The sequence below is a fragment of the Streptomyces sp. NPDC107765 genome (assembly GCF_055657085.1).
The window spans coordinates 35,549-53,530 of record NZ_JBVKBL010000029.1; the positions used below are offsets into that span (position 1 = coordinate 35,549).

At 67.1% G+C, this 17,982-nt stretch carries 16 protein-coding genes, 1 pseudogene and 1 CRISPR repeat array; of the genes and pseudogenes, 13 read left to right on the plus strand and 4 right to left on the minus strand.

Annotated elements, in window-relative coordinates:
* The first annotated feature begins 252 nt into the window (after nucleotides 1-252).
* The 8 genes from casA (at nucleotide 253) to ACZ7MX_RS39225 (ending at nucleotide 9,154) form a co-directional block, all read left to right on the plus strand.
* Complete coding sequence (gene casA, locus ACZ7MX_RS39190) at nucleotides 253-1,938, plus strand: type I-E CRISPR-associated protein Cse1/CasA (protein ID WP_472139439.1); 1,686 nt, start codon at nucleotides 253-255, stop codon at nucleotides 1,936-1,938.
* The gene (casB, locus tag ACZ7MX_RS39195; RefSeq protein WP_472139441.1) at nucleotides 1,935-3,077 is read left to right on the plus strand and encodes a type I-E CRISPR-associated protein Cse2/CasB; all 1,143 of its coding nucleotides are present in this window, start codon (nucleotides 1,935-1,937) and stop codon (nucleotides 3,075-3,077) included. The genes casA and casB overlap by 4 nt, the downstream gene beginning before the upstream one ends.
* Before the next feature lie 104 nt (nucleotides 3,078-3,181).
* The gene (gene cas7e, locus ACZ7MX_RS39200; RefSeq protein WP_472139443.1) at nucleotides 3,182-4,342 is read left to right on the plus strand and encodes a type I-E CRISPR-associated protein Cas7/Cse4/CasC; all 1,161 of its coding nucleotides are present in this window, start codon (nucleotides 3,182-3,184) and stop codon (nucleotides 4,340-4,342) included.
* Nucleotides 4,342-5,133, plus strand: coding sequence for a type I-E CRISPR-associated protein Cas5/CasD (cas5e, locus tag ACZ7MX_RS39205; RefSeq protein ID WP_472139476.1), 792 nt, complete (start codon nucleotides 4,342-4,344; stop codon nucleotides 5,131-5,133). The genes cas7e and cas5e overlap by 1 nt, the downstream gene beginning before the upstream one ends.
* Before the next feature lie 4 nt (nucleotides 5,134-5,137).
* Nucleotides 5,138-5,932: a type I-E CRISPR-associated protein Cas6/Cse3/CasE gene (gene cas6e, locus ACZ7MX_RS39210; protein ID WP_472139445.1), complete on the plus strand. Its 795-nt coding sequence runs from the start codon at nucleotides 5,138-5,140 to the stop codon at nucleotides 5,930-5,932.
* A complete protein-coding gene (gene cas1e, locus ACZ7MX_RS39215; protein WP_472139447.1) occupies nucleotides 5,925-6,911 on the plus strand; it encodes a type I-E CRISPR-associated endonuclease Cas1e in 987 nt (328 codons plus the stop codon). Before cas6e ends, cas1e begins: the two co-directional genes overlap by 8 nt.
* Entirely contained in the window at nucleotides 6,908-7,249 is a 342-nt protein-coding gene (gene cas2e / locus ACZ7MX_RS39220; RefSeq protein WP_472139449.1) for a type I-E CRISPR-associated endoribonuclease Cas2e, read from the plus strand. Before cas1e ends, cas2e begins: the two co-directional genes overlap by 4 nt.
* A 1,014-nt stretch (nucleotides 7,250-8,263) precedes the next feature.
* Nucleotides 8,264-9,154, plus strand: a complete 891-nt coding sequence (locus ACZ7MX_RS39225) for a NucA/NucB deoxyribonuclease domain-containing protein (protein WP_472139451.1) — start codon at nucleotides 8,264-8,266, stop codon at nucleotides 9,152-9,154.
* Nucleotides 9,155-9,337: 183 nt separating this feature from the next.
* Here ACZ7MX_RS39225 and ACZ7MX_RS39230 read toward each other — a convergent pair whose 3' ends face one another.
* On the minus strand, nucleotides 9,338-9,796 hold the full coding sequence (locus ACZ7MX_RS39230; protein ID WP_472139453.1) for a hypothetical protein: 459 nt from the start codon (nucleotides 9,794-9,796) through the stop codon (nucleotides 9,338-9,340).
* 116 nt (nucleotides 9,797-9,912) lie between these two features.
* Between ACZ7MX_RS39230 and ACZ7MX_RS39235 the strand changes: the two genes are divergently transcribed.
* Both ACZ7MX_RS39235 and ACZ7MX_RS39240 read left to right on the plus strand, forming a co-directional pair.
* Entirely contained in the window at nucleotides 9,913-10,389 is a 477-nt protein-coding gene (locus ACZ7MX_RS39235; protein WP_472139455.1) for a helix-turn-helix domain-containing protein, read from the plus strand.
* Between the two features lie 35 nt (nucleotides 10,390-10,424).
* A pseudogene (locus ACZ7MX_RS39240) lies at nucleotides 10,425-10,999 on the plus strand (IS630 family transposase).
* A gap of 121 nt (nucleotides 11,000-11,120) precedes the next feature.
* Here ACZ7MX_RS39240 and ACZ7MX_RS39245 read toward each other — a convergent pair.
* Entirely contained in the window at nucleotides 11,121-11,477 is a 357-nt protein-coding gene (locus ACZ7MX_RS39245; protein WP_472139457.1) for a DoxX family protein, read from the minus strand.
* Between the two features lie 131 nt (nucleotides 11,478-11,608).
* Entirely contained in the window at nucleotides 11,609-12,511 is a 903-nt protein-coding gene (locus tag ACZ7MX_RS39250; protein WP_472139459.1) for a hypothetical protein, read from the minus strand.
* 292 nt (nucleotides 12,512-12,803) lie between these two features.
* Here ACZ7MX_RS39250 and ACZ7MX_RS39255 point away from each other — a divergent pair, with 292 nt between their 5' ends.
* Nucleotides 12,804-13,541: a polysaccharide deacetylase family protein gene (locus ACZ7MX_RS39255; RefSeq protein ID WP_472139461.1), complete on the plus strand. Its 738-nt coding sequence runs from the start codon at nucleotides 12,804-12,806 to the stop codon at nucleotides 13,539-13,541.
* A gap of 586 nt (nucleotides 13,542-14,127) precedes the next feature.
* Nucleotides 14,128-14,385: a CRISPR direct-repeat array (repeat unit 26 nt; unit sequence GGTTCACCTCCGCTCGCGCGGAGAGC).
* Between the two features lie 151 nt (nucleotides 14,386-14,536).
* Here ACZ7MX_RS39255 and ACZ7MX_RS39260 read toward each other — a convergent pair.
* Nucleotides 14,537-15,172, minus strand: coding sequence for an IclR family transcriptional regulator domain-containing protein (locus ACZ7MX_RS39260; RefSeq protein ID WP_472139463.1), 636 nt, complete (start codon nucleotides 15,170-15,172; stop codon nucleotides 14,537-14,539).
* A 535-nt stretch (nucleotides 15,173-15,707) separates the two neighbouring features.
* Between ACZ7MX_RS39260 and ACZ7MX_RS39265 the strand changes: the two genes are divergently transcribed.
* Together ACZ7MX_RS39265 and ACZ7MX_RS39270 are read left to right on the plus strand one after the other, a co-directional pair.
* Nucleotides 15,708-15,947 (plus strand): hypothetical protein, encoded by a 240-nt coding sequence (locus ACZ7MX_RS39265; RefSeq protein ID WP_472139465.1) that lies wholly within the window; start codon nucleotides 15,708-15,710, stop codon nucleotides 15,945-15,947.
* A complete protein-coding gene (locus tag ACZ7MX_RS39270) occupies nucleotides 15,944-16,207 on the plus strand; it encodes a hypothetical protein (RefSeq protein ID WP_472139467.1) in 264 nt (87 codons plus the stop codon). The genes ACZ7MX_RS39265 and ACZ7MX_RS39270 overlap by 4 nt, the downstream gene beginning before the upstream one ends.
* Nucleotides 16,208-17,982 lie beyond the last annotated feature (1,775 nt).

Genomic DNA, 17,982 nt, shown 5'->3' on the forward strand with positions numbered 1-17,982 from the left:
CGGGAACACCCCCGAACTCGGGGAAGGGGCGGCTCCGCGCGCCGTCGGGCAGGGTACAGGGCCGCCGCTCGACGCAGGCCTCGGGGGCGTGCAGGTCTCTGGATGCGCCGGATTCGGTTGTAAGCAATAAGCGTTGTGTGCAAGCCTTGTCACAACGGGTTACGCGTGAACTCACTTGAAACCAGGGTGAGTTGCTGCGTCCTGCCGTGCGCTTCTGGGGAGATGCGCTGCATGATTCACGGAGGGGGAACCATGATGGACGGCGACGGAGATCTCGTTCACGGTGGTTGGCTCACTGCTGTCGACGCCGACGGCGCAGTCCGCACGGTCGGGTTATTCGAGGCGTTGAGGGGCGCGCATGCGGTCCGGAGGCTGGAGCTGCCGGTGCCGACGATGGTGCCCGCATTGCTGCGACAGATGCTCCTGCCGGTCGTGTTTGATGCACTTGGCCTGCCGCGCACGCGGCAAGAGTGGGCGGAGCGGTTCGACCGCGGCCGATTCTCCGACGCCGAGGTGGCGCGGCTGACCGACTACCTCGGGCCCCGCTATGGCGACCGTTTCCGGCTCTTCGACGACAAGAGGCCGTTCGCGCAGGTCGCCGGTCTGGAAGCGCTCAACAAAGAGACGAAGTCGGCCGCGCAACTCGTGCCGTCCATCGCCTCCGGCAACAACGTGCCCCTCTTCAGTTCGCTCACCGAGGGCGATGAGCTGCTGTTAACACCTGGTCAGGCGCTGCTGTGGCTCCTTCACGCGCACTGCTGGGACACCGCTTCCATCAAGACCGGCGCCGTCGGTGATCCACAGGCGAAGAACGGCAAGACGACCGGAAACCCGACGGGCCCGCTCGGCCAACTCGGGGTGACGGTGCCGGTGGGCCGGAGCCTGTTCGAGACGCTGATGCTGAACACGCCGATCGTTCCCGACGGCCTGGCCCCGGCGGACCGGCCCCAGTGGGCATGGGACGAGCGCCCAACATCGCTCGGCTGGAAGTCGCCGGCCCGTCCCGAATGGTCACCACGCCCGGCCGGCGGACTGTTGGACCTGCTCACCTTCCAGGCCCGCCGCATCCGACTGACTCCGTGCGAGACGGAGCACGGGCCGCGCGTGCATCGAGCAATCGTCTGTGCCGGCGACCGCCTCGCCCAGACACCGGAATGGGACCCGCACACAGCTTGGTCCCACACCGCCAAGCCGAAGGCTGGTCAGCCCCCGCGGCGCCCTCGCCGCCACGCCTCAGGGCGTTCAGCCTGGCAGGGACTGGGCACGCTGCTTGCGCTGGCCCTGCCCATCGAAGGTGACGGACCTTACACGTCCGTCCTCCTTCGCCAGGCCGGTGATCTGGGCGCCGAAGACGTCCTGCCCGCCGACTACCCGCTCGGCGTGGAGATCTGCGGTCTCGAATACGGCACCCAATCCGCCGTGGTCGAAAACGCCGTCGGTGACAGCCTGCCGCTGCCGGTGGCTTCCCTGCTCGCCGAGGACGACTGGCTGCGCGCCGCCATCTTGGAGTGCGTCAGCCAGGCGGACCAGGTCGCTCGCGCGCTGGACAACCTCAACAATGATCTGCGCCGGGCTTCCGGCGGCGATCCACTGCCGCGGGACAAAGGCCAGCGCCCCTCCTCACGGTTCCTGCACAGCCTCGACGCAACGATGCGCCGGCTGCTTGCCGGGCTGCGCACCGTGGGTGAGGACGACGACCTGATCGAGCGCGCCCAGGAAGCCTGGGAGCTGTCCGTACGGGCGGCGGCCATCAGGGAGGCCGACGCGCTCCTTGCTGCCGTGCCGCCGCGCGCGGTGGTGGGACGGGTCGAGAAACACAACGGCAAGGAGGTTGTGTATCGCAGCGGCAAGGCCATCGGCTTCTTCCACAAGAAGCTCACCCAGATTCTGACCCGGCTGACGGGGAACGGCTCGGACAACGGGGAGGCGGCGGCATGAGCACCCCAACTTGCAAGACCCGCAGCGGATTGCGCCCCTACTTCTGGGAAGAGGCCGCAACCGACTGGCAAACCCGCAACCAGGAAGGCCGCCCCCGGTTCTCGGAACACGTCACACGGAAGCTGCGCGGCTTGCGCGATGGCACCAACGGCGAGCCGGGCACCGTACCCACCATGCGGGACACCCACCGGGTACGGCTGACAGACGCAGCCTGGGACTCGGACTGTCTGCCTGACCTCTACGTCGCGGAGCACGCCGCCCTCACCCTCTTCGGCCGGCACCAGCAAGCAGCCACCGAACCCGTCCATCGGCCGAGGACCGGCCTGGGCACAGCCTCCCGGGAACTGCGGCGCGCTGAAGCCTTTTCGGCAAGTGCTGTGGAGCAGCGGCTGATTGCAGCGGCCACTGCACAAGATCTCGGTGAGCTTGTCCAGCACCTGCACCGGCTCGTCCCACTGTTGAGCCAGGTGGGCATCGGCCTCGACTACACCCGGCTGATGTATGACTTTGCTGCCTGGGAAAGCCCCGGCCGAGACCGGGTCGTGCGTTCCTGGGGGTTGCAGTACGCCGAACCCTCCGATGCCGATGATGAGGCACACGCCACCCCATACTGGACTCGCTTCGCACCGAATGGGTTGGAGAACGGCGCACAGCTCGCCGCCCTGAGGTCCGGCACAGGCCGTGAGGCCGGCACTGTCCCCGCAATGTGGCCGTACTACCGGACCCGCATGTCCTGCGACCTACGTGAGAAGGGCGCCCTCACCCGGGACCTGATCGCCGAACACGCCGCACTCGCCCTCTTCGGACGGCACCAGCAGGGCCGCCGCGCCACCATGCACGTCCCCGGCCATACCCCCGGCACCGCAGCTCGCCTGCTGCTGGCAAAGACCGCCAGCGCAGAGCAAGCCTTGGAACGGCGGTTCGGTGCCCTCCTCACCTCGATCGACAGCGGCGAGCTCGCCATGCACCTGCGGGGCTTTGTCACCCTGCTCTCCCGCGCCGACATCGGACTCGACTACGACCTTCTGCGCACCGCCCTGCGGACGTGGGACGACCCCAACCGTCCGAACGCCCAGAGCCGATTTCGTGACCGCTGGGACCGCGACTTCCGAGTCCAGCCCACGGCCAACAACTCCTGAGACCAGCGCCGGACACCCGCTTACGCGTCCCGCGCCGCATCACCCTGCCTCATCCAGCACCGTGTCGCCGCTCGGCGACACTCATGTCACCGAGGAGCCCGTTCGTGACTCAGCCCACCCTGTTCGTCGAGGTCCACATCCTGCAGAGTCTGCCCCCCTCCAACGCCAACCGGGACGACTCCGGAACTCCCAAGCAGGCGCTTTACGGCGGCGCTCGCCGCGCCCGGGTCTCCTCCCAAGCGTGGAAGCGAGCCACCCGCACCGAGTTCGCCAAGGCCGTCGAGCCGGCCGACCGCGCCACGCGGACCAAGCGGATCGCCGCGCTGCTCGCCGAGCGGCTCACCCTGCCGGTCGACGAGAAGGGCGCGGGACTTAAAGCCACCCAGGCCGACCGTCTGACTGCTGCCCTGCTGGAGCCCCTGGGGATCACCAAGTCGTCCAAGAAGGAGGAGCAGTCCGCCTACCTCCTGTTCTTCGGCAAGCGGCAGCTCGATGACATCGTCAAGCTGTTGAACGGCCGTGCCTCGGAACTGGTCGCCCTCTCCGACGCGGACCTCAAGGCCGAGGTCGGAAAACTCCCGGTGGTTGCCACCCTCTCGACCGGCCACCCGGCGGAGGTCGCGCTCTTCGGCCGCATGGTCGCCGACCTGCCCGCCCTCAACGTGGACGCAGCCGTCCAGGTCGCCCATGCCTTGTCCACCCACGCCGTGCGCACCGAGTTCGACTACTACACCGCGGTGGACGACGAGAACACCGAGGACCACGGCGCGGGCATGATCGGCACCATCGAGTTCAACTCCTCCACCCTCTACCGCTACGCGGTCCTTGGCGTACACCAGCTGCGCGACAACCTCAGCTCCCACCAGGCCACGCGCGAGACGGCCATCCGATTCGTCGACGCCTTCACCCGCTCCATGCCCACCGGGCACCAGAACTCCTTCGCCCACCGCACCCTGCCCCACCTGGTGCTCCTGACCCTGCGCACGGACCAGCCGGTGAATTTGGTCTCCGCGTACGAGGAGCCGGTCGTGGGTGTGACCGGCCTGGCGACCGAGTCCGCGGTTCGCCTGGCCGACGAGCTGAAGTCCGTCGGCGCCACCTGGGGCGCCGAACCGGTCACCACCTTGGCCGCCTACAACGTCGAGGCAGACAAGCTCGCAGAGATCTTCGGCCCGTCCACCACCTTCCCGACACTGCTCGACTCCCTCGGTGAGCTGGTCGGGGAATGGCTCGACGGCGGCGAAATCGCGAAGGCCGGCGCATGATGACCGACCACGCCGTCCTCATCCTCAGGCTGGCCGCCCCACTGCAGTCCTGGGGCGGCCCCTCCCGCTACAACCGGCGCGAGACCCGGCCCCAGCCCACCAAGTCCGGCGTCCTCGGTCTCCTCGCGGCCGCCGAGGGCCGCGCCCGCGAAGCATCGATCACCGACCTCCTCGACCTTCGGCTCGGCGTGCGAGTCGACCAGCCGGGCTCGCTGCTGCGCGACTACCACACCTTCAGCGACCACCGTGGCATCCCGTTGCCTTCCGCCAAAGTGAACGCCAAGGGCGTCCAGACCAAGACCAGCCCGGCCAAGTACACCGGCGTCACCCAGCGCTTCTACCTCCAAGACGCCGTCTTCGTCGCCGCCCTGCGCGGCCCAGCACCCCTTCTGGAGCGCCTGGACCACGCAGTACGCCACCCCCTCTACCCGCTGTGCCTTGGTCGCCGCTCCTGCCCGCCCACCGGACCGATCAGCCTCGGACTGCAGGCCGACGCCGAACTCCCCGGGGCGCTGGCGGCCGTACCGTGGCAAGCGTCCACCCACCGGCGCAACCAAGTGCGGACCACGGAAGTGACCTTGGAGGCCACAGTCGAGGATCTCGTCGGCGACGAGCTTGCCGTCGATGTCCCCGACACCTACGACCTCAAGACCGGCACACTCTTCGGCCGACGAGCCGTCCGGCACCTGTGGGTCACCGTCCCCACCGGCCGGCAAACAGCAGAACCGGCTGACCGGAAATCGCCTCCGGCCGTCCCCGGCCACGACCCGTTCGCCCTCCTGGGCTGGTGACCTGATGCCCTACCTGTCGAAAATCCCCCTCAACCCACACCGCCGCAAAGCAGTCTTGCTGCTCTCCAACCCGCACCGCCTGCACGCGGCGATCCTCGCCGGTCTCGCCGTGCAGCCCGTCACCGAGCGCGTCCTGTGGCGGATGGAGAACAACACCCCTCATCGCGCCGAGATCCTCGTCCTCACCGAAAGCCGACCCTCCTGGCAGCACCTTGTGGACGAAGCAGGCTGGCCCGGAGCCGACGGCGGCGAACCGCTCATCGCCGACTACGCACCCTTGCTCGAACGCATCACGCTCGGCGAGGAGTTCGGCTTTCGCCTGACCGCCAACCCCGTCCAGAGCGTGCCGCGCCCCACAAAGCCGAGCGAGCAGCAAAACGCCCGCCTCAAAGCCCATACAGAAAACCCCGACGCCGTCGGCCGCCCGCGGGGCTTCCGCGTAGCCCACCGAACCGCAGCGCAACAACTCGACTGGCTCCTTGCACGAGCCCAACGCCACGGCTTCACCATCCCCGAGGCTTCTTCCGAAGCGCCAGCCCCAGGACTCAAGGCGGACGACTCACTTGCCGCGGGACCTGCCGTGTCGATCGTCAGCCGCGACATCGTGCGTTTCAACAAGCACCGCGATGGACCTCGGGTCACCCTCTCGACGGCCACCTTCGAAGGACGGCTGAGGGTCACCGACCCCGACGCGCTACGTACGACGTTGCTCGGGGGCATTGGGCCGGCCAAGGGATACGGGCAAGGACTGCTCACCCTGGCCCCGGCAAGAGCGGAAGCGGCGGTGACGAGTGCCTGAGCCTTGGTGGCGGGCCGGTCCGCAGCAAGTGCACAGGCTGGAGGACCGCGTTTCCAGTCTGTACGTCGAGCGCTGCCATATCGACCGCGACGACAACGCCGTCGTCCTGGTCAACAAAGCACGAGTGGTACACGTTCCAGCAGCCTGGCTTGCCGTCCTTCTCATCGGCCCCGGAAGCCGCATCACTCACGGAGCCGTCACCCTGCTCGCCGACTCCGGCACCTCCGTGTGCTGGGTCGGCGAGCACGGCGTCCGCCTCTATGCCTCCGGCCACGGTGTCGCGCGCGGCTCCCAGCTTCAGCTGCGGCAGGCACGGCTCGTCACCCGTCCCAAAGAACGCGTCGCGATCGCCCGCCGCATGTACGATATGCGCTTCCCCAATGAAGACACCGTGGGCCTCACTCTGCAGCAGCTACGAGGACGGGAGGGCACACGCGTCCGCCGGCTTTACGCCCAGCACTCTGAACGCACTGGAGTGCCCTGGACCAAGCGGGAATACAAACCCGGAGATGCCTTCGCAGAAGGCGACGACGTCAACCGACTGCTGTCCGCGGCGAACTCCGCCCTGTACGGGATCTGCCATGCCGTCATCACGGGCATCGGTGCGAGCCCAGCTCTCGGCTTCGTGCACACGGGCTCCGCGCTGTCCTTCGTCCTGGACGTCGCCGACCTCTACAAGGCCGAGTTCACCATCCCGCTGGCCTTCGACCTTGCCGCCAAGGGACTGACCTCGGAGCGCGACGCCCGTACGGCTCTGCGCGATGCCGTGGTCCAAGGCAAGCTACTGTCCCGGGTTGTCGCGGATATCAAGAACCTTTTGGTCCCGGAAGGCGCCACCCTCCTGGAGGAAGACCTCGGAGGACTATGGGGCGATGGAAATGACATCGTCACCGGCGGCCGCAACTGGGGTTCGAGTCCCTTCGGCTCTGACGGCCACCTTGACGTCATCCCAGACCTGGGCGGGAGCACAGCCTCATGAGCGCCGCGACCACCGTCGTGGTCCTCGTCGCCGCCCCACCCGGTCTCCGGGGCCACCTGACCCGCTGGTTCGTCGAAGTCGCCCCAGGGATTTTCGTGGGCAGCCCCAACGCGCGCATTCGCGACGGGCTATGGAGAGTCTTAGCTGACCGCATCTGTGACGGTCAGGCAGTCATGATCGAGCCCGCCCGGACCAAACAGGGCTGGGCCGTCCGCACAGCTGGCCAGGACCGTTGGACCCCCATCGACTTCGACGGACTCACCCTCATGTCCAGACCAAGGGGGAACGCTGGACAGCTGGGGAAGGACGTCAGTCAAGTGAACGAAACGCCGCGATGACGCGACAACAGCCCACGGCAACAAGGCTCACAACGGTACCGGCAGGGGTGGTTAGCGGCAGCGACGAAAGCCAGGCCAGGACAGCCCGCCATCCTCGAACCCACAGGCCAGCCCCCGGGCTTTCGGGCCGGTTCTCAATCCGGGCCAAGCCGTACCGCCCCACGGGTAGTTCAGACGCTGGATGAGGGGCCTATCCACGCATCGTCATTCCCATACCTGCTCCGCTCCAAGCTCGCGGCCGGCATGCGACCTGTCTCGAAAGATCTCCTCGATCGGTGCCGGCAGGAGGGGCTGAGCCTGCGGCCGAGCGTGTCGAAGCGGCACACGACCTCGACAACCCTGTGCTCGTCGCTGCGATCCACATCCAGTTCAGGCCACGTGATGGGAATGAACTTTCGATTCGTGCAAGTGTGCGATAGGTGTATGGGTGTCGACATGCCCGTCGGGCATGCCTAACGCCTATTCAGAGGGATTATGGGATTAATTCGATATGGTCGTCGCTGGAGACCGCTCAGGAGCGTGTCGGTACTGGCCACAGCCGCTTTAGCGGTAGGGCTCCTGCCAGCGATGTCGTCGGCCAGTTCGCCGGAGCGGCAGCGGGTCGAAACGTTCGTATTGTCTGCTGGAACTCCGACGCCCTCGCTCGCGGAGCTGGAGTCGGGTCAGGGGCTGCAGCGATTGCGACGGGAAGCTATACGGTCTGACGGGCCGCGCAACCCGCTGGAAACCGTGGGGGCGGCCGCCGGGTATGCCGCCAAATTGACCAAGGCATCGGCTCTTGGTGCCACGAGTCCTGCATCCCAAGGGAGCGCGGTTGCTGCAGCACCTCTGACGTACCCCGACCCGCCGCGTTCGATGTCCCTGGCTGAGTGCCAGAAGCATATGGGCGGGGACGCTAAGTACTACCTCAAATCACGGTATGCCGTTTGTACGGCACTGAAGATCACGCAGGTGTGGATCAGTACGCGCGGCCGGGCTGGCACCAGCAGCTTGACGTTCTAAATCCGAGGTACGGTGCCAAAGGAAAGCAGCCGAACCATCAACTTCGACTGGGACATCACCAACTTCGACAAGGTCGGTAACCCGCCGACCGGCGGCCTGATGTACACCGTCAAGGCCAACCTCCCGATAACCTGGCCTTCTAAGGTCAAGGTGGCCTACGGCGGCACCACACCCAACGCGAAGAGCTACGACCAGCTTGCCCGGATGAAGCCAGCCCACTTCACCCATACCGTGACTGTGGCACCAGGTCAGGGCAGCTATGGCCGCACCGACGTCGTCGAAGCCATCTACGAACCGACAATCAGTGGGAAGCAACCACCAGGCTGGATCGGGGCTAACGCCAGTGGCAAGCCCTTCATGCTTGCTCTGCGCTGGGACTCGGCCCCATACTTGAAGAACTCCACGGGCGGAGGCGACCCGGCCAAACGCGGCGCAGCATCCTTCGCCTATCTGGGCTTCATGCACTACAGCACCAAGAACTCGGCACCCGAGCGGGGCGTAGCGCGTCACATAAAGATGGCGTACATGACCCCATCCCGCACGAAGCCAACAAATCCTGGTAAAAAGGTCGCCGGGCAGGATCCGCAGCATCCTCTTCATCGCATAGTCGCGGACACCAAACGGCACGACCGCAACCGCGAGTTGGCCGTGGCCGACTGCAAGCGCTACTTCGGCCCTTGGTACTCGGAGAACAACACCAAAGACTGCGACGAGTTCCCCTTCGCCTCCACCTACGAGGGCGCGGCGGAGTTCGAGTACACCGGCGACGTCATGAAGAACAACTACTCGGTCCTGCCTGTCGATAAAAAGCAGAACGGCGCCGGCACCCTGCTCAAGAGCTTCTACGCCAAGAACCGGATCATCGACGGGTTGGACGACGGGTTCCTTATTCAAATCGACTAACCGACACCTGGCGCAGCTCCAACCAGATACCCGGTGCCGGCCGACCAGCCTGAATCGTTGACCAGGTTGGGGAGGTAACTGCAGAGATGCCGCTTCCGGGTATGTCATAGCGGCAGGGCTTCGCCCCGGCGGTAGCTGGGTCGCGTCGTTGTGACCCAGCTACCGAACTACACGAAGCGCACGTCACGCGTCGGGATAGAACTGCAGTAGCCACCGCTCCACCCCATGGGCGACACCCACGTCCTCTGTCACGCGCTCCACTTCTGCGCGTCCCTTCGAACCCACCCTGACACGCCAACGACCCGCCGTCGGGCCGAGGAAGACAACTTCATCCGCACGTTGCATGCCCCACACGGCGAGCTCACCACAGGCCGTTTCAAAACGTGCCTCCTCGTGTGCTTCCCAGTTGGCATCGGTCCACTCATCAGGTCGCCCGTCCCACACCTCAACCGTCATAGCGGCGGTGTGAGTGTGTCCGGCGCTGTGAAAGTCGAGACGGCCCGGGAAGACGTTGAGGAACTTCCCGAACTCGTTCTCGTCCGGGTAGGGGACCGCGAGCGACATATCATCCGAGTCCTGCAACGCAAAGCTATGGTAAGCCACACGCACCTGCAGCTGCTGTTGGCGAACCAACTGCGACACGCACCCTCCCAATTCGTCGGATCCGGCACCGACCCTACTCGTTATGCGCCCTGGACTACTGACCTTCTCGTTAGTTCTGTGGGTGTGACGGGCTTGTTGGTGGGACCGGTGATGTTGTGTCTTTCAAGCCTTCGCCTGTTGCTTCCAGATCTGTCGTTCCTCCTTTGACGCGGCCGCAGTTGGCCGAGGCCCGGCGTGTACGGGCGGCCGAGTTGTTCGGGCAAGGACGCACGAGTACTGAGATCGCACGGATGCTGGAGGTCAGTCAGGAGAGCGTGCGGCGGTGGAAACGGGTATGGGAGGAGGGCGGCACTGATGCCTTGCGCCGGCGTCCGGCCACCGGTCGTCCGCCCAAGCTGGATGACGCCCAGGTCGAGCAGGTGCGGACCGCGCTGGAGCAAGGCGCCCAGGCACATGGCTTCGAGGCCGATCTATGGACGTTGGAGCGGGTCGGCCTGGTCGTCGAGCGGATTGCAGGGGTGTCGTTGTTGCGGGCGTCAGTGTGGCGGTTGCTGACCGGCCGGCTGGGGTGGAGTCTGCAGCACCCGGAGCGTCGGGCGGTGGAGCGGGACGAGGCCGAGATCGCCCGGTAAATCGCGCACTAAGGGCCGCGTATCAAAAGGGGGCGGTGAACACACGTGCCTGGATCGTCTTCCTCGACGAGTCAGGAGTCTCACTGCTGCCCCAGGTCCACCGCACCTACGCACCCCGCGGACGCACCCCGCTCCTGCGACATCGACTGAACTGGAAGCGCGCCTCGATGGCCACAGCTCTCGGCTACCACGCCGCCGAGCCCGACCGCGGACCTCGTCTTTGCTTCCACCTCAAGCCCGGCAGCTACAACACCACCGCCCACATTGAGGTCCTGGAACAGCTCAAGGTGTTCTACCGAGGGGAACGAGTGGTACTGGTCTGGGACGGATTGTCGCCCACTGGAGCCGGGCCATGCGTGCCTGGGTCGCCCAACAGGACTGGCTGACCCTCGAGCGATTACCCGCCTACGCGACCGAGCTCAACCCGGTGGAACTGTTGTGGGCCTCGCTCAAGAAGTGCGAACTCGCCAACCTCGCCGGCGAGCACCTTGCCGATGTCGCCGACGCCACTGAACAAGGCATCCACCGCATCAACCAGAACCGGCAGCTGCCCTGGTCCTTCCTCGTCCACACCGGCCTGACCATCCACCCACCAACCCCACCGAACTAACGAAAAGATCAGTAGTGGTCCAGACGCCTCCAGGCGCACCTTCGTTGCGTGGAGTCAAGTGGGTAAGTGGGTGTCGTTGGCGAATCGGACCGGCCCCTGGCGCAGAGGATCACGCCACGGCTCACCAGGTGCCGTGGTAGGCCAGGCTCACGGCCAGGGCAGCCACCGGCAGACAGAAAAATACGGCCCAGGGGCCCAACTGATAGTCACTGACCCGCAGGTGGGCACGCAACGCACCCAGGAAGTACAGCACGAGGCCGGCGGCAGCGAGGATGCCCAGCACCGGCACAGCGAACCCGGCCAGTAATCCCAGGGCGCCCGCCGCCAGTAGGGCGCCCAGCGGGCGCATCCAGGACCGAGGCACGCGCAATTTGTCCGCCTGGCTTTTGGGGTACTCGTGGCCGATGAAGTTGGCAGTGGCGGCCAAGCCGTTGATGGCCGAGGTCAGGCAGGTGACCACGAGGTAGACGGCGAACACGCAAGGCTCCTTCTTCGCGAGAATGATGGTTCGCGTCTAGGACGAGGCAGCGCCCCAAAGCGTGACATGCCACGGGTCTACGTCAGTCGCCGCGCTCACTTTCGATACACGCCCTACTAGTTGATCCCCCGTCAGACGCCCGACTCCGTCAACGTGTGAGGCTGGCCCGGGTGGTCTTCCAGCATGACGTCGAGACGTTCGCGGAGCAGGGTGCGGCCGAGATCGTCGTAAGCGCGGGCCCACAAGGGGTGGAGGTCCGGGAGGCGCCCTACATCCTCGTGGTAGGCGGCGGTGAGTCCCAAAAGAGCGCTCGCCGGGTAGCCCGCGTCGAGTATCCGGGAGGCATCAGCCAGGATGAAGTCAGTGTCCCCGGTGAAGGCGGGATACTCATCGGCGAAGGCGTCGTTCGGTGCGAGAACGCCGACACCGATGCCGGACGGGTCGGGTTCGTGGCGCCAGCCGGCCGGCGGCGCAAGATCGAGGGGGACCTCCGCGTCGCTGAGCCCGCCGGGGGTAAGGCCGTACTCCGGGGTGGGATGGATGCCCAGTACGGCCGACAGACGTGCCACCTGGGTGCGACGGCGCTCTCCTTTGCTGCGCAGGGCGAGGGAGAGCAGAAAGGTGAGGCCGTCCAGGGTATTCCGGCCGATGACGCCCGGCTCCTTGTGGCCGAAGGAAGCAACGGGATGGTCGGTGCGTCCGAGTTCCGGCGCAGGGACCACCCATCCGACGCAGGTGCCGGTGCCAAGGTCCGCGAAGGGCAGGAGTTCCGGCACGGACATGAACGGTACGTGGTGCCGGCGGGACGCTTCCCCTGCGTAGCAGTACTCCCACCCCTGGGGTGCGAGGGGTACCTCGCACAGGTCGAACGGCAGGGCAAAGCTGGTCTGCACGCGGCCAGCGTCGTACAGGCCCTCCTCGTATAGGTCCGTCGTGAGGAACCCCTCCTCCCAGGCGATGTCGATCACCTTGGCGAGTGCGGGTGGGGTGGGGAACGGGAACAGGTCATCGGTCCAGTGTGGTGGTGTCGTCATGGGAGGGGAGTGTGGCAGCCACGTCTGACAGCCGGAGAAGAGGCGTCAACCCCCGAAGGATTTCCGAAGCCGATCACTAAGCTGCTGGTCTTGCTCGGCTGGCTGGCCGAGGTCTTTTGTGGGTTCTTGTCTGGGATGGACCGGGGTCAGAAGAGGGCTCAAGGGCGGGTACGGGTCGGCCGATGGCGCTGGCATGGAAACGCGTTGTCTCGTCGCTGTTCGGTGTTTTCTGTATCGCTGCCTGTCCGGGATGGTTACCGGGGGCTTGGCTGTCTTGTGGGTGGTGGTGCCCGTGGCCCCAACTGTGGCGGCCGCGGTCACCTTTTCGCCGTGCCTGGCGGCGACTGCGGACGGGGACGGTCTGCGGGTGCTGTTCGGATCGGAGAACCGGCTGATCCGTACGCGCGAGCGGGTGGTCGCGGTGACGTTCAACGCGGCCTGGAACGACGCAGGCCTGGACCGCGTCCTTGGTGGGCTCGCCCGTCGGCATACGCCGGCCACGTTCTTCCTGACTGGCGATTTCGCGGACCGCTACCCGCAGGTCGTCAAGAGGTTCGCGGCCGGCGGGTACGGGTTGGGCAACCACTCCTACAGCCACCCCTACTTCAAGGACCTGGCAGCGGCAGGGGTGCGTCGCGAGGTCCGGGCAGCGGACCGGGCCCTGCGCGCGGCCGGTGCAGGACGGGCCCTGACCCCGTTCTTCCGGTTCCCCTACAGCGAGACCACTCCTGCCCTGATCAGCGAGGTCAACAGCTACGGCTTCGCGGACATCGAGTTCACCACGGACACCAACGGGTGGATGGGCCTCGGGGGCGGCATGAGCGTCGACGGTGCGGTGCGCAGGGCCCTTGACGCCCTGGGCCCGGGGGCGATCCTGCAGATGCACGTCGGCGACCGCGAGGGCGGCACGGACGTGATCGACGCCCAGGCCCTGCCACGGATCCTCGATGCAATCGCCGCCCGTGGATACCGCGTCGTCGACCTCCGTACTCTCCTGCCACGGGCGATCCGTCACCTCGGGAGCCGGTGATGGTCGGGCGCTTTCAGGCACCGTTGGGGCCGGGCGCACTCCCAAGACCCCTTTCCGCGCTCGACGCGCGGGGCGGCCGGGGAAACCAGGGTGGAGGTGCGCAGTGGAGCGTGCCGCCGGCCTGCGTCTCACCGGCAGCACGCTTAACCGCAGAGCCACACCCCTGAGAACCTGCCGTAGGGCCCCAACGACGGGGGCGCGACGTCACGCCTCAGGCGTGAAAGCCCAGAGAATTCGAGCCGACTACGACACCGGCGCGTCTGCGAGCTGGACTGCCAGGGTTCACCCCGCTCTTCGGCACGGATCGCCAGGCGGACGGGGCCGGCACGCAGATCGATCCGTACGACCGCAGTGTGCCAGTCGGGCGGGGTGAGTCCTCCGGGGACGCGTGCGGGAAGGCGACGCGGCCCTAGTGGGCGTTCTCGATGACGGCCCCTCACCTGGGGGCGATGAACCTCCAGCTGCCGCGCTCCGTGCCCGGCGCCGGCGCCGGGCCGGTCGGCCGAGCACCGCGTGCGGCCGGGCGGCGACGTGCACTCCACGGATCCAGCACCGGCCACAGGCGGGTCGGGATTCGCGGGGCCCCGGCTCACCTCCGCTCGCGCGGAGAGTGCGTTGGCGTTGCGGTCGCACGCGGCGGGGCCGGTGGTTCACCTCCGCTCGCGCGGAGAGCGCCTCGCGCCGCACATGAACACCCTCACCGACGCCGGTTCACCTCCGCTCGCGCGGAGAGCACGCGAGCCCGGAGGATGCCGCCGGTTCACCTCCGCTCGCGCGGAGAGCACTCACGGTGGAAGGCGTTGAGCGCCGCGATCGCCGGTTCACCTCCGCTCGCGCGGAGAGCATCCTTCGTGACCTGTGAGGTTAGGTGTGCTTTGTCGATTCGTGATTCAAGGAACGTGCGGTGTACACCCGACCGAATGTACCGGAGTGTCGAGGCGTTCGTGGTTGCGGCCCGGATAGCGTTGTGGTGGCACGGGTTTCGCGCCCGTTGTTCAGTGTGGGATGGCGTGTATCCGGGGCGGGGCGGGGGCTGTGGGGAGCGTCGGGGTGGGTTCCTCTCCGGGGTTGGTGGGGTGTGGTGTTCGTGGGTTGGGGTGCGGGTCGTCGGTGAGCAGGAGGGTCAGCAGCAGTCCGGCTGAGCGTTGGCTCAGGGCGTGGGCGGTTGGCAGGAGCCGGTGGCGTTGGCCGGCGGGCAAGGACAGGGCGACGCAGGTAGCCCGTCCGGGGATGCCCAGGGGGAAAGCGGCACAGACTTCTTGCTCCGAGTACTCCAGCAGGTCGAACTGGGCGGCGTGCGGCCCGTGCCCATCCAAAGCCCGAAACAGCGCACGCGGATTGGTGATGGTCCGCTCGGTCAGCGCAAGAGGCCGGTAGCGGGCGAGATGATCCATACGGCCCTCGAAATCCAACTGCGCCAGCAGACTCTTTCCCACAGCACTGGCATGAGCCGCATCACGAAAGTCCACCCACTCCTTGGCGGCGGGCGCTTGGGGCCCACACGCGGCCTGCAAAACGTTGATGTCCCCATCGGTGTAACTGCTGACATACACCGCGGCACCGATCTGGTCCCGCAGACCGTCCAGAGCATGCCGCAGAAGCTGCGCACGCTGCTCGGGGTGGCGTGTCATTTTCATCAGCGGGCCGGGCAGGTGGGCGTCGGCGACGGTACATCAGATGCTGACCACGCAGCCGATCCGGCGGCCTGGCCACCTCTGCGTATGCAAGTCCGCTGCGGCCGGTCAGATCCTGGGAAGGTAGCCACTCCGCGGATACCGCGGGTCTTGTTGTGACCTTGCCTGGGTGCTTGTGTGGGGCCTTGGAAGGGACCTTGTGTCATGACTTCGCGTCAGATCAGGTAATGCCTGGTCAGATCCCCTGGGTAAGGGTTGATACGACTGCGACAACTCTCCTTCTCCTCTCCTTTTCGATGGGTGTGGGGTGGTTGTTGGTGTGGCTGGCTGGAACTGGGGGTGCGGGTCGGTGGTGTCGGGTTGGGCGGGGCGCTGCGCTGTGCTGGTTGCATGGTCGGGCGCGGTTGTTGGTGCGGTTCTGGCGGCCCGCAGCGCCTTGACCCTTACCTGGTCCCGTGGGCCGGGCTGGGCTGGGCCGCCAGCCGGGACTGGCCCGCGCTCCTTTCCCCGCCCCGCAGAGAACGGGCCCCGCGTGAAGCCCATGGGCTGCTGGCTCGACCGCGCCGAAATCCTCCTGACCCGCCATGTGGGCGCCATGCTGGGGGAGTTCGGCCTCGTCCGGTCACCTGGCAGGTCCTCGACGTCATCCAGCGCGCCGATGGCGGCTGAGCAGGGCCGCCCCTGGTGGTCGATCGGCTACGACAACGAGGTCGGCGCCGCCGACGCCGAGATCCGCCAGACCTGGCTGTCGGCGCCCCGTCTGCGACCGTGACTGCGACCATCGATACGACCTTCACCGTCGGCTGGTCGATCCGCCCACGCCCGACCTGGCTGTCGCTGACCACCGACGGTCGTCACCGCCTGGTCGACGTGGCCGTCCGCGTCGCGGCGTTCCGCGAGGTCTCCACCAGGGACATCACTGAGGCCGAGTGCCTACAGGTGGTCGCCGTCCTGGAGTACATGAGGCACAGCGTGGAGGCGGGGCCGGTTGCCGCCCGGCCAGGCGAGCCCCTCCGCGCGCGGTTGTTGTAGGCAACCACGCAGTGCTGCTGCGCGGCAGCCTGCCGCAGCACGCGTGGAGCCCTCACGCACCGAGGGGCTCCACGCGCGAAGCCTCAGGCACCGGAGGCTGATGTCAGAACTCGTCAAGCGGTGACGGCGTTGAGGCTGCGTTTCGGGGGGTTGGGTGAAGCTTCGCAGGAGGCTGGGCAGTTCGGTGGTGGAGGTGGCTGCTTCGACCAGGTCGGCAACTGGTTGCCCTGGAGGTGAGCGACCCTGTGCTACGCCACCCGAACGCCGGGCTTGGTCCACCCGGTGTTCGGGTGGCGTGCCATGCAGGCAGACCTTGTCGACCTCCGCCGGATCATCACTCGTGCCGTCGCGGAGCGCCATATCCGCCAAATGAGCGGGTTCCGCGGATCGACCGCTGACCAGGTCACTCGCGTACGCCCGCCAGCTCCACCGCCCTGCGGCGCAGGCAGAGGCCGGACGGAGCGACCGTCGAGATCACGGCGAGCACCGCGCAGGCGCCCTGGCCGCCACGAGCGTGGCCCACGGCATCTCGATGGACGTCTACACCGAGCACAGGCCCAGCGCGCTCCACATGCCCCCACATTGAGCCCGGCGACCAGCGCTCCCAGCAGCCCGCCGACCATGACCACCATCAGCGCCTCGGCGCCCCCCAGCCGCAGCACCTGTCACCTGGTGGCGCCGGCCAGCCGCAGCACCTTGATCAAGGCGCGAGTGCCTTCGTCCGTCACCTGTGCCTTGCCGCGGCCGCCGCCAGGCGTCGTGGCCTGGGTGAACTTGCCTGCGGAGCAGGCCTGTTCGAGTGCGGTCGCGCCGGTAAGGCACCCTTTTCGCGGATCGGGCTTCGAGGTAAAGGTTCAGCTCCTTGCGGCAGCCGCGCTGGACGATGCGTCGCTCGTGCGAGCCACTTCCACGTTCTTGTCGTAAACCACCAGGTGAGAGGCGTGCAGTATCACCCTGTCCCCTGACCCGTTTGCCGACCAGTCTCACTGGCACCGAGTAGCGGTTGTCCGGACCCCGATCTGGCGGTAGCGGTCGACGCGCGGGGCGGACAACCCGCCCGGTCTCGAACGGCTTCTCCGGTAGCGGCCTGAGCAGTCCCCGCTCGACCTCGAAGTACTTGTCAATCGTCCGCGGCCTGGACCCGATCCGGCGCCGGCCGTCGTGCCGGTCCCCCTGCTCGACCGGCTCGTTCAACTCCGCCGACGAGGAGGCCTCGCGCACTGGGGTGAAGCGATGGCGGTGGAAGCAGCTGGTCTCTGCCTCGATCCGTCCTTGTCGTGGGCACCTTCGAGGCCGGGCCGGCAGTGAAAGCTGTCGATGGCGAAGTGCGACTGAAGGCGATCCACCGGTCGGTCTCCACCCTCGCCCGGCTCAGCCCCGGCACGTCGGCGACGGGGGGTTCACGTTGTCGTAGCGGACCGTGCTCCGCGGGACACGGCCCAGCGTCCGCAGCGCGTGCACGTGTCCCGAAGGAGGCTTCTCAGGTCAGCACGCTCTTCACCGAGGTGAGTCACCCCTTCCGGGGTCCGCCGGCGACTTGCCCTCGGTGAAGAGCTCGAGCCGGGAAGCTTTGGAGCGGACACATCCCGCGCGACGTCCCGGCAGGGCACCTGGAGGACAGCGACACCTAGAGCAACAGTCGGCACCTGGAGGACAACGGCACCCAGAGGAGAGCGGCACCTAGTGACCTGAGTCGGAGATTCGTCGTTGGTTGGGTATGAGTCGTCCGGGTCCGAAGATTCCGCCGTTGTCGGTGACCGATGCCCAGCGGGCTG

What these genes read in the sequence shown, in the direction of transcription:
- casA (WP_472139439.1), top strand. Translation starts at nt 253, where the DNA reads ATGATGGACGGCGACGGAGATCTCGTTCACGGTGGTTGGCTCACTGCT.
- casB (WP_472139441.1), top strand. Translation starts at nt 1,935, where the DNA reads ATGAGCACCCCAACTTGCAAGACCCGCAGCGGATTGCGCCCCTACTTC.
- cas5e (WP_472139476.1), top strand. Translation starts at nt 4,342, where the DNA reads ATGACCGACCACGCCGTCCTCATCCTCAGGCTGGCCGCCCCACTGCAG.
- cas6e (WP_472139445.1), top strand. Translation starts at nt 5,138, where the DNA reads ATGCCCTACCTGTCGAAAATCCCCCTCAACCCACACCGCCGCAAAGCA.
- cas2e (WP_472139449.1), top strand. Translation starts at nt 6,908, where the DNA reads ATGAGCGCCGCGACCACCGTCGTGGTCCTCGTCGCCGCCCCACCCGGT.
- ACZ7MX_RS39250 (WP_472139459.1), bottom strand. Translation starts at nt 12,511, where the DNA reads ATGACGACACCACCACACTGGACCGATGACCTGTTCCCGTTCCCCACC.
- ACZ7MX_RS39260 (WP_472139463.1), bottom strand. Translation starts at nt 15,172, where the DNA reads ATGACACGCCACCCCGAGCAGCGTGCGCAGCTTCTGCGGCATGCTCTG.